Consider the following 14,922-nt stretch of genomic DNA (forward strand, 5'->3'; position numbering starts at 1 on the left):
AATAACTTTGATAAAATAAAAATGTCAGTAATCTTGACAAACAATACTGTAACACATAGTATTACAGTACTAATTAATATAACCAAAGATTTAAAGAAAATTTTTAGGAGGCAGGCCATGAACAGTGATTTCACACTTGCCATTCATAGTTTAACTTATCTTGCGCTGCAGCCGGACCGGATGTCTACAAGTGATGCAATATCAGTGAGTGCCTGTGTTCATCCAGTACGTATTCGTAAAGTGCTTAGTTTGTTAAAAAAGCATGGATTTATAAAATCGAAAGAAGGAACTGGTGGTGGATTTATATTTGCCTCAGATTTAAATGAAGTGAATCTATGGGATATTTATATGATCACCTCAGAGGGGGCATTGCAGCCTAAGTGCCCCGAATCAAATGAAAAATGTCTTGTTGGGGCAAATATGCAAAATGTTCTGTTTAATATTTTCATAGGTGCAGAAGAACATCTTGGTGGATATCTAAAGCAATTCACTATTAAGGACATTGTCGATCATATTAAATTTGAGAAGTGAGTAAAAAGTGGAGGCTAAGCCTTCTTGTAATCAAAATGTAATAAAAAATATTACAGTTATATTTAAACACTGTTATGGCAACAAGTTTTATTAATCTAAATCAGAAGGTGGAAAAAATGAACTTAAATAATGAAACTATTTTAAAAACAGGGGACTGGATTAAAGGTAAATCAGTGGATGGAGAATTAGTAATAGGTTATATTGAATCACTTACTATTCTTAATGAAATAGTTAAGGTAAATGTAATAACTTCAGATAATAAAGCGACGATTGGGAAAACGATTCAAATGAGAAATAAAAACGTAAAGAAAATGCCCGATTCGAAAGTGATAAACAAAGAACAGATTAGCTTTCTAATTGACTTGGCCCTCTCAACGGGGGATGAGGATTGGTTTAATGAGCTATCTTCTCAGTTAAACTCAATGAGGGAACTCGTTAATGGCATTAAATAAGGATTAGTATGCCTTGTTATTCTAAGGAAAACATTTATAGTAATACGCAAGACCTCATTATTATAGATGGTTTCGAATCGATGATAATGTATATAAAAACAAGTTCAAAAAACTAAAATAGTAAAAAACTTATTAAACTAATGCATGCGTTAGTTGTAAAACAAGAAATGGAAAGGCTGTTAGCAGCCTTTTTATTGTGTTAATTGGCAGTTTTGAATTAGGAACAACTTCTCAATTAAATATTGGAAATTTAGGAGCACATAATTTATATTCGAGTTTAGGCTTTATTGATCATGGTGACAGATTTGGTAAAGAAATGGCGGTAGTTTTAGTTATTTTGAATAACAAATAAATATTCCTATGTAACTAACGCATGTGATTGTTACATAAGAAAACTATAAAAAACGATTTCCATATATGGGCATCGTTTTTTTTGTTCGTCTCGATTTACTTTCTCAATATTGCAGGGAATACAACAATAGTATATTGTTTTTTGTACAATAGTTCGTCAACTTAAACGATTAAACTAATTTGTGGAGGAATTTAATTGAATGAATAAACATGACCAACTAAATACAATTAAAGAGGATTTCATAAATTGTCAAAAAGTGCTATTGGCGATTGGAGATGAAACTCGTCAATCAATCTTATTAGTGTTAATGGGTACCGATTGTCAATCAGGATTGCGTGTAGGTGAAATCACTAGGCAAACACATCTTTCTCGTCCTGCTGTGTCACATCATCTAAGAATCTTACGAGATGCGGGTGTAATTTTAATGCGAAAAGAAGGGACAAAAAATTTTTATTTTATTGATGTACGTACAAAATTAGGTTTATTAAAAGATCTTGTGAAACATATCGAAGAGTTAATGCAAAAATTTTATTGAAATGAATTTATATGGAGGGATAGGAAATGAAAGCAATGGTTATTGAACGGTATGGGAAAACGCCGATGCGTATGGTGGAAATGCCGTTACCGGACATAGGGGAAAATGAAGTACTTGCAGAAATACATGCAGCTAGTATTAATCCTGTTGATTTTAAGATACGCGATGGAAAAGTGAAATTGTTACTAAAATATAAAATGCCGCTTATCCTTGGGAATGACTTTTCTGGTGTAGTGGTGAAGGTTGGTGCTAAAGTAACTCGTTTTAATGTTGGGGATGAAATTTATGGACGTCCTCGTAAAGAGAAAATGGGCACATTTGCTGAATATATTGCAGTTCATGAAGATGATATAGCGTTAAAACCTAAAAATTTGAGCTTTGAGGAAGCAGCATCAATTCCACTCGTTGGATTAACCTCATATCAAGCCTTGCATGACATCCTTCAAATTCAGAAAGGACATAAGATTTTGATTCATGCTGGATCTGGCGGTGTCGGTACGTTTGCTATTCAGCTCGCAAAACTAATGGGTGCTACTGTTGTAACTACAGCAAGTTCAAAAGGGACGGATTTGGTAAAATCTCTAGGTGCAGATGAAGTTATCAATTACAAAAATACAAAATTTGAAGAAAAATTGAAAAATTATGATGCGGTATTTGATACACTTGGGGGAGAGACACTCGAAAAATCATTTAGTGTTATAAAAAAAGGTGGGAAAATTGTTTCCGTTTCAGGATTGCCAAACGCTCGGTTTGCAAAGGTATATGGTTCAGGATTTTTAAAAACAATCTTATTTTCAGCAGCAAGCTATAAACTTACTATGCTTGAAAAAAAGTATAATGTTCAATATTCGTTTTTGTTTATGAAGCCAAGTGGCGATCAATTACGTATTATTTCAAACTATATTGAATCAGGTAAAATTAAACCCATAATTGATAAAGTTTTTTCTTTTAAAGATGCTCAAAAGGCGATGGAATATTCGGAATTAGGAAGAGCTAAAGGGAAAATAATTTTAAAAATTAGATAGTTAGCAAATTCTTCAATATCCAAGTTTGATGTAAGTTATGAACTGGGAACAAGGTTTAAGGAGATCGATCTAATGAAAAAAGTGTTAAAAAGATAAGTCCTAATGGAACTAACTCATGCATCAGTGCAATAAGAAAAAAAAGATCCTTCACAATAAGGATTTTTTTGTGTTAATTAATACAATTAGTTAAGAACTTTTTTCTTTTTCTGTTAAGAATATTATTGCTCAAACCTTAGTTGCATATAAAAAAGCATAAAATACCTAATTTAGGTCATTTTAAGCTTTTTGTATGTTTTATAATATTACTTATTTTAATACTAACTCTGCACTTACTGGGTTATGGTCACTATTCTCAAAACCTAAATCATGTCCTTTTACATTTTTAACTGTAATATTAGGAGAAACTAAGAATCCATCAATAATGGCTTGGAAATTTCGCCCCTCTTTATAGGGAAAGTCATTTGAACGAGATGTAGGAATCGTTTTATCTGTAACCCATTGGAAGCCTTCTGGTTTAAATGTAGAAGGAAAGATTTGTAGCCAATCAGGCCATTTTTCTGTTGATTCAAATATGGTAGGGTCTGTTGTTGGAATTTCGTGATTCCAATCTCCACCTAAAATAAAATAGTTTCCTTTTTTTATTTCTTTCTCTAGGTAAGTTGATAAATACTTCAATTGTTGCTTACGAACTTTTCCACCTTTATCATAAGCTGATAAATGAAGGTGGATTAGGATCAGATCTTTTCCGTTTTCTACTGGTATTCTACTTTCAATAAAAGCACGATCTAATTCAAATTGTTGTCGAGGCCAACTTTCTTGACCTGCTAGTTTATATCGATGGCTATTTTTAATGTTGAACTTAGATAAAGTCAATAAACCACTATTTGCTGAACCCATTGGGCGCAATATTGGAACAGGAACCCAAGGGACTTGATAATTTACTGCAAATGTATTACTGTAGTCTGGTAATTTTTTTGTAAGGTAGTTTACTTCGTTAATATGATAGCTACGAGAAGAGTTCATATCAATCTCTTGAATTAAATTAATATCAGATTCTTCATTTTTAATAAATGAAGTAATTGCCTTTAAATTTGTCGATGTTTGCTTTTTACTACTAGACCTAGACATCGTTCCGCCATCCATAAAAAAGTCCTGGTTTTTATCTAATCCTGCATATCCGATATTAAATGTAGTAATCGAAAATGGTACCCCTTTTTTTAAAACCTGTTCTTTATTTTTTTTGATAGTAAGCGGTATTACTTCAGATGGCTTATAATCTGTAAAAGTTACATATGCTAAAAAACCGGCAAATAGTAATGTAAAAATAAGAATTAAATACATAACTCCTTTTAAAGTTTTTACAATCATTGAATTTCCCCCTGATACATCTCTATGTAAAAAAAATTTAAATCCAGTTTAAAAGAACCTCTTTTTCCATTAACGTGCAGCCCAAGCTTCTATTTCAATTTTAATGTCAGGATTAGCTAACGCAGTGACGTAGGCTAATGTTGTAGCAGGCGGATTTCCATTATGGAATTCATTCCATTTTTCAATATAAAATGTACGGTCAATCGTTTCAGTTAACCAAAAATTAATTTTAAAGATATTTTTTACATCAACATCTTCACTCTCAAGTATAGCTTTAATATTTTCTAATGCATTTGCAAACTGATTTTCAATATCTTTAGGTAAAATTCCATCTTTGTCATTGCCGATTTGTCCAGATAATACTATTAAGTCAGCTTCTTTTGGTATTACAGTTACATGATGATATGCAGCAATTGGCGGTGAAACATTATTAGGATTAGCTTTCTTGATTTCCATTGTAAATCTCCTCTAACATTATGATTTTGTTTATTTATATTATACTAATTTTTGAACATTCTATAAATTACCAATCTAGGAAACTTTGATGAAATACGTTATGTCATTAATTGGTGTGTACGTTCCAAATTTTACGTTATTATAAATAATGTGATATATTTCACAAATATTTGGAGTTTTTGTATAAATATGGTATAACTAAAGTAAGTTAAGTATTTAAAAAAATGATAAAGGGTATAATGCAATAGGTTGTATAGAAAGGCGTATATGTGATTACAATGGTAAATATGCAAAAAGTAATAGTCATCGTAGGACCTACTGCTGTAGGAAAAACTAAATTAAGTATTGAATTAGCAAAAGCTATTAATGGTGAGATTATAAATGGAGATGCAACACAAGTATATAAAGAATTGGATATAGGAGCTGCTAAAATTTCCGAATCAGAAATGGAAGGTATTCCACATCATTTAATTGATTTTCTAGATCCAAAAGCTTCTTTTACAGTTGCAGACTTTCAAACATTAGCACGTGAAAAAATAGATGAAATTACAAAAAGAGGGAAAACACCGATTATCGTTGGTGGTACTGGTTTATATATTCAAAGCGTTCTAACGAATTATGAATTTGCAGAGCAAGAAGGCGATGAACACCTTCGAAATCAACTTGAAGGTTTTGCAATGGTTAAAGGAAATCGAGCATTGCATGATCAGTTAAAAGAGGTTGACCCAGAAAGTGCTAAACAAATACATATGAATAATGTTAGAAGAGTGATTCGAGCGATTGAAGTTTTTAAATTAACAGGTCAAAAATTTTCGGATACGGCTTTTAACAAAGAACCGGAATATTTATATGATGCTATAATGATTGGTTTATCAATGGACCGAGAATTACTTTACAGTCGAATTAATTTAAGAGTGGATATGATGATGGATGCTGGCTTATTGAATGAAGCAAAAATGCTTTATGAAAAGGGTATTCAAAATTGTCAATCTGTTCAAGCAATTGGATATAAGGAGCTTTATGATTATTTTGATGGTATTCTAACTGAGGATGAAGCCATTAATTTAATCAAACAAAGTTCTAGAAGATATGCAAAAAGACAAATGACATGGTTTAGAAATAAAATGAACATTCATTGGTTTAATATGGATGAACATAATTTTAATATAAAAAAACAGGAAATTTTCGCTCTACTTGAAGGAAAGGGTTATTTTATCTCGAATAAATATAGGTAGAGGTAGAAGAGGAGGAAAAGGACATGAAAACATCAATCAATATTCAAGATCAGTTCTTAAACCAATTGCGTAAAGACAATCTAGCAGTCACAGTATTTTTACTAAATGGTTTCCAAATTAAAGGGAAAGTAAAAAGCTTTGATAACTTCACGGTATTGTTAGATGTAGAAGGAAAACAACAATTAATTTATAAACACGCAATTTCAACATTTGTACCTTCAAAAAACGTACAAATTGAAATGTAATATAAATTGTACAAAAAAGAGCATTGATCCTATGGTCAATGCTTTTATTTGTTGATTCCAGGATTTTGTTTAAAATCGAAAAATAGTTTTGATCGCCTCGCTCAATATTTTTATTAATTTATGAACAATAGAGTGATAACATTATTATGTAAACTAAAAAATGACAGGGGGGCAATGGGTGTATATTCCAAAAGAATTTAAAGAAGAAGATATGAAGCAAATGATTAAGGAAATAAAACAAGCAGGATTTGGTATTTTACTATCTAATAGTCAAGATCAAGGAAATAGAATTGCTGCTACACATTTACCATTTATCGTTCAAGAAGAGTTAGATAAATTATATTTGATTACCCATTTGGCAAAACCGAATCCTCAATGGAAGACATTAGAAGGGGAAGAATGTTTAGTCATTTTCCAAGGGCCACATGCATACGTTTCTGCATCTTGGTATGAGGAAAAGAATACGGTGTCTACATGGAATTACACTGCGATTCATGTTTATGGGAAAGTAAGTGTTATTAATGAAGTGAATAAAATGAGAGAAATCGTCTTACATACTACTGATTATTTCGAAAAAGACTTTGCTGAAAAATGGCAATATGAAGAACACCAAGAATATGTTGAAAAATTATTATCTGGCATTGTGTGTTTGAAAATCGAAGTAACTGAATGTCTTGGAAAGAAGAAATTAAGTCAAAATCATTCATTTGATCGAAGAGAAAAAGTAATTTCTGCATTAGAAAATGAAAAGAAATACCAATCAAAAGAAATTGCAAAATTAATGAAAGAAAGACTTTAATGTTGAAAAAGAGTTATGAATATACAGATGGTAAAAGTACCATTTGATATTCGTAACTCTTTTTATTAGTTTATTAATTTGTCGTCTTCTAAATATTGAAAGTATCGCTTTAATGATACTGACGTTTTAAATCCAACTAATTGTTTAATTTCTTCTAATTGCAGACCTTCTTTCATTTTCCGAAGAATAAACGTATTACGAAGGTGCTGCGAACATAAACCTTTCCTAAGTCCTGCTCTTTTCACTTCAAGTCTTAACATTTTTTGAAAAGCAATTTCAGTAAGTGCTTTCGGGGAATCATCATCATAGACCCAGTGAAAAGTCATACGGTTAAAATCAAATGCCACAAAAAGTGGATGAGTTGAATGGTAATGAGGTCTTACTGGCTCTGGAATCGTTACAAAATATTGATACAAGCGGATGCGATCTTCCTTTTCTAAACGAATTAACCTCTTTATGCCATCTTTACTATGTACAGTTAATTCATTTTGCGCAAAATTTATATCTCTCATTTGGAGGTCGATACATTCTTTCAACGATAATCCATAATAGAGCATAAGTCGAATCATAATATCATTTCGATCCATTAAATAAGGTCTTGCTTTTAACTGTTTGTCTGATAAATCTGTTGTTGACTTGAGAATATAAAGTAATTGTTTTTCTTCATTTTCCGAAATAAAATCGTCCATAGAAAGGGCTCGAGATGGTCCAGCAGAATAGTTTGTGAAGGGAATAATGTTTTGAAAGGATGGATCATTTAATTGTAAGAACTTATAAAACTGATTTAATACAACATAAATCCGATGCATTGTCTTTTCGTTATAATGACGATCAGTTATTAAATATTGAAAGTATTCATTAAAATGGCTAATAGTAAGTGCATCAAGGCTTATCTCTTTTTTTCTAAAATATCGAAAACAATCTTCTAAATCATAACAATAGCGTTTAATTGTAGATTCTTTCCTACCTTTACTATTTAAGTGAGAGGCAAATTGCAAGATGACATCTTTACTGTTTATCTTTAATTGATTTGTCAACGTCAAATGGATCAACTCTTCTCTTTTTGCTTTATTATAACAAATTAAGTGGAACAATTAGTAAAGTTTAGAAAACTTATCCAATAAATCTCATTGTTTGAGAGAATAATTGTCTTGAAATGTAATTTTCATACATATAATAGTAAAAACGTAAATAGGAAATTTCTCGGGAAAGCGCAAAAAACGATACTTTATGAGTTGTTTCGAGAAAATATCATAAACAAAATCAGATGTTGTCGGCAGAATAAAGAGAGGTGTCATGTTTGGAGCAACCTATTCGTTTGAAGGATAACGGTCAAATAAATGTTGTGCTAAATACAATGAAAAGAGGAGAGGTTTCTCCAAATTCTATCGTTGAAACAGTTCAAAAGCCTAAACATGAATTATTGGTTGAAATTGATGAACAACTAAGACATTTAATTGGAATGGAAGAAATTAAAACAATGATTCATGAATATATATGCTTGGATTTATATTAATAAAAAAAGGGAAGAATTGAATTTAAAGGCTGAAAAACAAGTGTTGCATATGCTGTTCAAGGGAAATCCAGGAACAGGTAAAACTACCGTTGCGAGAATCATCGGTCAATTATTTCTTAAAATGGGCGTTCTTTCAAAAGGACATTTAATAGAGGCAGAAAGAGCGGATTTGGTTGGAGAGTATATTGGACATACTGCTCAAAAAACACGTGATTTAGTCAAAAAAGCAAATGGTGGAATCCTATTTATTGATGAAGCATATTCGTTAGGCCGAGGCGGAGAAAAGGACTTTGGCAAGGAAGCGATTGATACGCTTGTAAAGCATATGGAGGATAAACATGGAGACTTTGTATTAATATTAGCCGGTTATTCTTCTGAAATGGACTATTTTTTAAGTCTCAATCCAGGGTTAAAATCAAGATTCCCTTTTATATTAGAATTCCAAGATTATAATGTAAAAGAATTAATGGATATTTCCAAAAAGATGTTTGTTGATCGAGAATATATTTTATCTCGAGAAGCAGAATTTCGTTTAAGGGATTTTATTTCAAAAGCAAAACTTGAGAACCGACAGCATTTTAGTAATGGTCGTTTCGTTCGAAATATAGTTGAAAAATCAATACGATCTCAAGCAACAAGATTGGTTTTAGAATCTGAATTTAATCGTGAAATCCTAATGAGAATTGAAGAAAAAGATTTAACGGTTAGCGATAAAAAAGAAAGTATTTAGTTAATATAAGAGGCAATTAACTAAAAGAATTTGCTTTTATAATTTGAAACTATAAAGACATCAGTTGATGACAACGGTAGGTGCGGGAACGGTGAGCCCCCACAGAAAGGGAGCATCCTGGAGTTGTAAAACACATTTTTACATTACTATAAACTTAGAAATAACTCATATTAAAAAGACAGTCACCACTAAAGGTGACTGTCTGTGTTTACACTAGTATTTTGAAAGTTAGATCGTTTTGGTAAACTCCATTTATAATGTACTGACAGTAGTCTCAATATAAATATTGCAAAAAATAAAATTAATTGTTGAAGATTACCCGTTATAAACTCATTTCCAATTAATACACCGACAATAATTGCCCAAAATGCATATACTTCTGAATGTAATACCATTGGTTTTCTTTTTGCAAGTAAATCACGAACGATTCCGCCACCAATCCCTGTTAAAACTGCAGCAACAATGACTGCGCTAACAGGTAGGCTTAATTCCATAGCGTAGTTCGCACCTAAAATAGCAAAAGCTGATAATCCAATTGAATCAAAAAGTATTTCTAATTTTTTGAACGGTTTAATTGAAAGATGTGGAAAGAAAAATATGATTGTCATAGCAATAAGTGCTATCGTAAAATTGGTTGTTTGATTCCATAAAAAGTTAATTGGATAACCTATTAATAAATTACGAAGCGCACCGCCTCCAAAGGCAGTAGCAAAGCCCAATATATAAACGCCGAATAAATCGTAATCTTCTTCCATAGCAACGACCGCACCACTTAAGGCGAAGGAAATAGTTCCAATAATACTAAAAAGTTCCCATGTTTCCAAGAAGCAATTCCCCCGATAGAATAAATAGATGAAAATTAATCCAGATATCATTATAATAAAGAGACAGTTAAGAGTAAAGAACAATTATTAGTTTGACAATTGTTTACAGAAAGAAGGAATTTTGTGTCTAATGAATCGAGAGAAAGAGCCATATTAGTTGGATGTCAGCTTCAAAATGTAGATGACGAAAGATTCCACTATTCGATGGAGGAATTAGCATCATTAACGAAAACTGCAAATGGAGAAGTTGTTCTTGTAACTTCTCAAAAAAGAACTAAATATCATTCAGCTTTATACATAGGTACTGGTAAGGTAGAAGAATTAGAAGCGGCAATTGAAGAGCTAGAGCCTGAAGTCGTTATTTTTAATAATGAATTAACGCCTTCTCAAATTCGCAATCTTTCAGCCAGATTAGGTACAAGAGTAATCGACCGTACACAACTTATTTTAGATATCTTTGCACAAAGAGCCAAAACGAAAGAAGGTAAACTTCAAGTAGAATTAGCTCAGCTTCAATATTTAATGCCTAGATTAGTTGGGCAAGGGACAGAGCTTTCTCGTCTTGGTGGTGGGATTGGAACAAGAGGTCCTGGTGAAACGAAACTAGAATCGGATCGTCGTCATATACGAAAACGAATCGATGATATCAAGCAGCAATTAAAAGTTGTTGTGGAACATAGAAAAAGATACCGTGAACGTCGTAAGAAAAATGAAATGTTTCATATTTCATTAGTCGGATATACAAATGCAGGTAAATCGACTTTATTTAATCGACTAACGAAATCAGATGTTTATGAACAAGATTTACTTTTTGCTACATTAGATCCAACAACTCGTAAATTTGTCTTATCAAACGGGATGACAACATTACTTACAGATACAGTAGGATTTATTCAAGATTTACCGACTTCTTTAATTGCAGCATTTCGTTCAACTTTAGAAGAAGCAACAGAAGCAGATTTTATTTTACACGTTGTTGATGCGTCACATGAGAATTATAAAAGCCATGAGATCACAGTTTCTAAATTATTAAACGATTTAGATGTTAAAAATATTCCAATTCTCACAGTTTATAATAAAATCGATCAAGTACATGAGGACTTCGTTCCTTCTCCTCTTGAAGGTTTTATCGAAATGAGTGCACTAAGTGAAAATGATCTTGAAAAACTTCGCCTTAGAATTGAATCAGATTGCAAGCAATATATGGAGTACTATGAGGCTTTTGTTCCAGCAACTGAAGGCAAGCTAATACATGATATGAAAAAACTTACATTAATCGATGATATTACATTTGATGAAGAAAATGAAATTTATCAGTTAACAGGTTACGTGTTTAAAGAACACTCAATATATGACACAGTAAAAAGATATCGAAATTATAAGGAGCAATAATCGAATGCTAGAATTTTTAACACATGGGGAAAAACTTGCACCATTAGTAGCAGACGTAGAAAAAATGATTTCAGAACGTCATAAAGAAATAGATGAGGTTATTGAGTATAACCAATTTAGAGTATTACAAAGTTTCCGTAAGCATAAGGTAAGTGATAGTCATTTTATCCCAACAACTGGTTATGGATATGACGATATCGGGAGAGATACATTAGAAGAAATTTTCGCTGATGTTTTAGGAGGAGAAGCTGGTTTAGTAAGACCTCAAATCATTTCTGGTACACATGCTATTTCTACTGCGCTTTTTGGTGTGCTTAGACCTGGTGATGAATTACTTTATATCACAGGGAAACCTTATGATACACTTGAAGAAATTGTTGGAATTCGTGGTGAAAGTGGAAATGGATCATTAAAGGATTTCGGGATTGGTTACGAAGCAATTGATTTAGTTAATGATCGTCGAATCAACTACGAAAAAGTAGCCAATAAAATGACAAGTAAAACAAAGGTAATTGGGATCCAAAGATCAAAAGGGTATGGCACTCGTCCATCTTTTACAATTGAACAAATTAAGGAAATGATTTTATTTGTAAAAGAAATCGATCCAAATGTAATTGTATTTGTAGATAATTGTTATGGTGAATTTGTAGAAAAGCTAGAGCCATGTCATGTTGGAGCTGATTTAATGGCGGGATCACTAATCAAAAATCCTGGTGGGGGATTAGCTAAAACAGGTGGTTATATTGTTGGGAGGAAAGACCTAGTCGAAAAATGTGGCTATCGTTTAACTTCTCCAGGTATCGGTAGAGAAGCCGGCGCATCACTATATGCATTACAGGACATGTATCATGGCTTCTTTATGGCTCCACATATCACTGGTCAAGCATTAAAAGGAGCTATATTTACAGCGGCATTTTTAGAAAAGCTAGGAATGAATACAAATCCTTCATGGGATGCTACAAGGACAGATTTAATTCAATCTGTTCAATTTGATGATAAAGATAAAATGATTGCATTCTGCCAAGCAATACAAGCAGCTTCGCCAATCAATGCACACTTTACACCTACTGCAAACTATATGCCGGGATATGAGGATGATGTTATTATGGCAGCAGGTACGTTTATTCAAGGTGCAAGTATCGAACTGACTGCTGATGGTCCAATTAGACCTCCGTATATTGCCTATGTACAAGGTGGCTTAACCTATGCACATGTTAAAATTGCGATTTGTTCTGCAGTTAATTCTTTAATCGAGAAAGAATTATTAATGATGAAATAAATATAAACAGCCCATTCTCCCTTTTGAAGAATGGGTTGTTTTTTTATGAAAATAAATGGGGGGCATACTTTCATAAGTTTGTTTCAAAGGGTTAAACTTTATATTTAGTATCTTACATAAGAATTCTTAATTTTTCCTTAACTGATATAAAAGAGTTGATTTGTAAACAGACTTGTCAATTTTCATAGATTATGACAGTATAGAGAAGATTAATTAACGCTGAATTGTTCTATTTAATGATATATTTATTTAATTACCGGAGGACTTGAAACTATGTTAGAATTACCAAATTGCCCAAAATGCCAGTCTCAATATACATATGAGGATGGAAGTTTATTAATTTGTCCTGAATGTGGCCATGAGTGGACTCTTGATCAAGCAAATGAAAATGATGAAGTGAGAGTTGTGAAAGATTCGAATGGAAATGTATTAAATGATGGAGATTCAGTAACTGTCATCAAGGACTTAAAAGTAAAGGGTACTTCATTAGTCGTGAAAATCGGAACAAAAGTAAAAAGCATTCGTTTAGTAGAAGGTGACCATGACATTGATTGCAAAATCGAAGGATTCGGTGCAATGAAATTAAAATCTGAGTTTGTTAAGAAGATATAAGGATAATCAGACTGAAATAAGACCACTTTAAGTGGTCTTATTTTTTATGAATCTTTACGCTATATTTTTATGTTCGTGAGACTTTTTTCTACTTCTAGTTAAGATAAGTAAAGCTAATATAGAAAAGAAAATTGGTCCTGCAATCATCCAAATAGTCGAGTTGTAATCTCCGTCAATCATTGGTTGGATGATTGTAAAAAAGTTTGCAAATCCAACGACTAAAATGACAAGGATACTTGCAAATAAAGCTGAAGAGTAAGATTTAAAAATTTCAAATGGTTTTTCAATCTGTTCATTCTTCTTAAACATTGGATAGGCTATGCCTAAAAAGATATAAGGTAGAGTCATTGAGACGTTTGTCATTAATGTTAATTTATTAAAAAATGAAGATGCACCTTCTCCTCCAAATGAAGTTAGAAGAATGATCATTGCGACGATTGAAAATTGTACCCACATTGCATTGACTGGCATGCCAATTCGATTCGTTTCTGATAATTTTGAAGGCCATAAATACTTCGGTGTACCTTTAATAATTGTTTTCAATGGAGCATAAATAAGTGTGAAAAACGCACCTGTATATGCAAAAAACATTGATAATCCTGTTATTCTTGCAAACCAAGTTCCAACTAAATCTGCTGTTCCAGTTGAGAGGTTTAAAGCATTTCCAAATTCTAAGCCTAAATTATACATTAACACATAGGTTATGTTTCCTAAATTAGTCGTTTCTGCACTTAATGCGCTTGTCCAGTTGATAAAAATACCACACAGGAAAATCCCAAGCGAATACCCGATCGAAATAATAATAGCCGAAATTGTAATTCCTTTAGGGAAGTTTCGTTCAGCATTTTCTGTTTGATCTACTAATCCACCGATTGCTTCTAACCCTCCATAAGCAAAAATAGCAAAAACAACAAATGATAAAACAGCTAACGTCGAAAGATAATTAGGATTTGGAGAATGTGTGAAAGCTGAAAAGTCATTGATTGGTTGCGCCAATTTTCCGCCATTTAATATAAAAATGATAAGACTTGTAATCAATAACACTAAATTTAATGAGGTAACGGCGACTCCACCAATAGATGTCACTTTACTAATTTTTTCGATTCCTTTTGATGCGAAAAATGTAACGATAAACATCCATAGTAAAGCTAATAGACCGATAGACTGAGTCGATGAAAGACCAAGAATTGATAAATTTTGTGTTCGGTCTGCCCCAAAAATAAACGTGGACAATGGAATCCACACCTTCGAAGCAACGCTAACCATCCAAATGACATAAGAGGAAAACCACATAAATGTCCCGATAAATGCAAATCTTGGACCGACTGAATCTGACATCCACGTATAAATCCCGCCTTCAGATTTTTTATATGCAGCACCAAATTCTGCCATCATAAAAGCGAAGGGGATAAAGAATGTAATTGCAGAAATTAAATACCATGGAATTGCGCTATATCCCATCAAATAAAATGCGGTTGGAATATTGGCAAATCCATAAACAGAAGTAAACACCATTAAAATTAAACCAAGTAACGAAAGTTTTTTACTCAGGGAGAATCACCTCAAAAGTA

The 14,922-nt window shown here is 32.3% G+C and carries 15 protein-coding genes and 2 pseudogenes; 12 read left to right on the plus strand and 5 right to left on the minus strand.

What is annotated here, in order from left to right; translation table 11 throughout:
* Positions 1–117: 117 nt before the first annotated feature.
* From ABID96_RS08105 to ABID96_RS08125, 5 genes and pseudogenes are all read left to right on the plus strand, one after another.
* Entirely contained in the window at positions 118–531 is a 414-nt protein-coding gene (locus ABID96_RS08105) for an RrF2 family transcriptional regulator (RefSeq protein WP_192601572.1), read from the plus strand.
* A 116-nt stretch (positions 532–647) separates the two neighbouring features.
* Positions 648–983 carry an IDEAL domain-containing protein gene (locus ABID96_RS08110; RefSeq protein ID WP_192601573.1) on the plus strand — a complete coding sequence of 112 codons (336 nt, stop codon included), beginning with the start codon at positions 648–650 and terminating at the stop codon, positions 981–983.
* A 247-nt stretch (positions 984–1,230) separates the two neighbouring features.
* Positions 1,231–1,335: pseudogene (locus ABID96_RS08115) on the plus strand (GNAT family N-acetyltransferase); the annotation flags it as partial.
* Between the two features lie 199 nt (positions 1,336–1,534).
* A complete protein-coding gene (locus ABID96_RS08120; RefSeq protein ID WP_192601574.1) occupies positions 1,535–1,870 on the plus strand; it encodes an ArsR/SmtB family transcription factor in 336 nt (111 codons plus the stop codon).
* Between the two features lie 26 nt (positions 1,871–1,896).
* Entirely contained in the window at positions 1,897–2,895 is a 999-nt protein-coding gene (locus tag ABID96_RS08125) for an NADP-dependent oxidoreductase (RefSeq protein WP_192601575.1), read from the plus strand.
* Positions 2,896–3,201: 306 nt separating this feature from the next.
* On the opposite strand, the gene ABID96_RS08130 is transcribed toward ABID96_RS08125, so the two are convergent.
* On the minus strand, positions 3,202–4,260 hold the full coding sequence (locus ABID96_RS08130) for an endonuclease/exonuclease/phosphatase family protein (protein WP_192602046.1): 1,059 nt from the start codon (positions 4,258–4,260) through the stop codon (positions 3,202–3,204).
* A gap of 72 nt (positions 4,261–4,332) precedes the next feature.
* Entirely contained in the window at positions 4,333–4,719 is a 387-nt protein-coding gene (locus tag ABID96_RS08135; RefSeq protein WP_087998356.1) for a RidA family protein, read from the minus strand.
* A gap of 272 nt (positions 4,720–4,991) precedes the next feature.
* On the opposite strand from ABID96_RS08135, the gene miaA reads away from it, so the two are divergent.
* The 3 genes from miaA (at position 4,992) to ABID96_RS08150 (ending at position 6,998) form a co-directional block, all read left to right on the plus strand.
* Positions 4,992–5,954, plus strand: a complete 963-nt coding sequence (miaA, locus tag ABID96_RS08140; protein ID WP_483301342.1) for a tRNA (adenosine(37)-N6)-dimethylallyltransferase MiaA — start codon at positions 4,992–4,994, stop codon at positions 5,952–5,954.
* A gap of 23 nt (positions 5,955–5,977) precedes the next feature.
* Complete coding sequence (gene hfq / locus ABID96_RS08145) at positions 5,978–6,199, plus strand: RNA chaperone Hfq (protein WP_056470298.1); 222 nt, start codon at positions 5,978–5,980, stop codon at positions 6,197–6,199.
* Positions 6,200–6,377: 178 nt separating this feature from the next.
* Positions 6,378–6,998 carry an FMN-binding negative transcriptional regulator gene (locus tag ABID96_RS08150; RefSeq protein WP_192601576.1) on the plus strand — a complete coding sequence of 207 codons (621 nt, stop codon included), beginning with the start codon at positions 6,378–6,380 and terminating at the stop codon, positions 6,996–6,998.
* Between the two features lie 65 nt (positions 6,999–7,063).
* Here ABID96_RS08150 and ABID96_RS08155 read toward each other — a convergent pair whose 3' ends face one another.
* The gene (locus ABID96_RS08155; RefSeq protein WP_377896801.1) at positions 7,064–8,041 is read right to left on the minus strand and encodes a tyrosine-type recombinase/integrase; all 978 of its coding nucleotides are present in this window, start codon (positions 8,039–8,041) and stop codon (positions 7,064–7,066) included.
* 257 nt (positions 8,042–8,298) lie between these two features.
* On the opposite strand from ABID96_RS08155, the pseudogene spoVK reads away from it, so the two are divergent.
* Positions 8,299–9,244, plus strand: a pseudogene (gene spoVK / locus ABID96_RS08160) (stage V sporulation protein K).
* 188 nt (positions 9,245–9,432) lie between these two features.
* On the opposite strand, the gene ABID96_RS08165 reads toward spoVK, so the two are convergent.
* A complete protein-coding gene (locus ABID96_RS08165; RefSeq protein WP_377896802.1) occupies positions 9,433–10,068 on the minus strand; it encodes a trimeric intracellular cation channel family protein in 636 nt (211 codons plus the stop codon).
* A 123-nt stretch (positions 10,069–10,191) separates the two neighbouring features.
* Here ABID96_RS08165 and hflX point away from each other — a divergent pair, with 123 nt between their 5' ends.
* The 3 genes from hflX (at position 10,192) to ABID96_RS08180 (ending at position 13,351) form a co-directional block, all read left to right on the plus strand.
* The gene (gene hflX / locus ABID96_RS08170) at positions 10,192–11,460 is read left to right on the plus strand and encodes a GTPase HflX (protein WP_192601579.1); all 1,269 of its coding nucleotides are present in this window, start codon (positions 10,192–10,194) and stop codon (positions 11,458–11,460) included.
* 4 nt (positions 11,461–11,464) lie between these two features.
* Positions 11,465–12,739, plus strand: a complete 1,275-nt coding sequence (locus tag ABID96_RS08175; RefSeq protein ID WP_192601580.1) for a methionine gamma-lyase family protein — start codon at positions 11,465–11,467, stop codon at positions 12,737–12,739.
* A 273-nt stretch (positions 12,740–13,012) separates the two neighbouring features.
* Positions 13,013–13,351: a zinc ribbon domain-containing protein YjdM gene (locus ABID96_RS08180; RefSeq protein ID WP_192601581.1), complete on the plus strand. Its 339-nt coding sequence runs from the start codon at positions 13,013–13,015 to the stop codon at positions 13,349–13,351.
* A gap of 54 nt (positions 13,352–13,405) precedes the next feature.
* On the opposite strand, the gene yjeM is transcribed toward ABID96_RS08180, so the two are convergent.
* Positions 13,406–14,902 carry a glutamate/gamma-aminobutyrate family transporter YjeM gene (gene yjeM, locus ABID96_RS08185; protein ID WP_377897048.1) on the minus strand — a complete coding sequence of 499 codons (1,497 nt, stop codon included), beginning with the start codon at positions 14,900–14,902 and terminating at the stop codon, positions 13,406–13,408.
* Positions 14,903–14,922 lie beyond the last annotated feature (20 nt).

Origin of the sequence: Gottfriedia sp. OAE603 (genome assembly GCF_040543965.1) — a bacterium.
Classification (GTDB): Bacteria; Bacillota; Bacilli; order Bacillales; family Bacillaceae_G; genus Gottfriedia; species Gottfriedia solisilvae.

Coding starts and splice junctions, on each gene's coding strand:
- ABID96_RS08105 (WP_192601572.1), top strand. CDS start 118: ATGAACAGTGATTTCACACTTGCCATTCATAGTTTAACTTATCTTGCG.
- ABID96_RS08110 (WP_192601573.1), top strand. CDS start 648: ATGAACTTAAATAATGAAACTATTTTAAAAACAGGGGACTGGATTAAA.
- ABID96_RS08120 (WP_192601574.1), top strand. CDS start 1,535: ATGAATAAACATGACCAACTAAATACAATTAAAGAGGATTTCATAAAT.
- ABID96_RS08125 (WP_192601575.1), top strand. CDS start 1,897: ATGAAAGCAATGGTTATTGAACGGTATGGGAAAACGCCGATGCGTATG.
- ABID96_RS08135 (WP_087998356.1), bottom strand. CDS start 4,719: ATGGAAATCAAGAAAGCTAATCCTAATAATGTTTCACCGCCAATTGCT.
- hfq (WP_056470298.1), top strand. CDS start 5,978: ATGAAAACATCAATCAATATTCAAGATCAGTTCTTAAACCAATTGCGT.
- ABID96_RS08175 (WP_192601580.1), top strand. CDS start 11,465: ATGCTAGAATTTTTAACACATGGGGAAAAACTTGCACCATTAGTAGCA.
- ABID96_RS08180 (WP_192601581.1), top strand. CDS start 13,013: ATGTTAGAATTACCAAATTGCCCAAAATGCCAGTCTCAATATACATAT.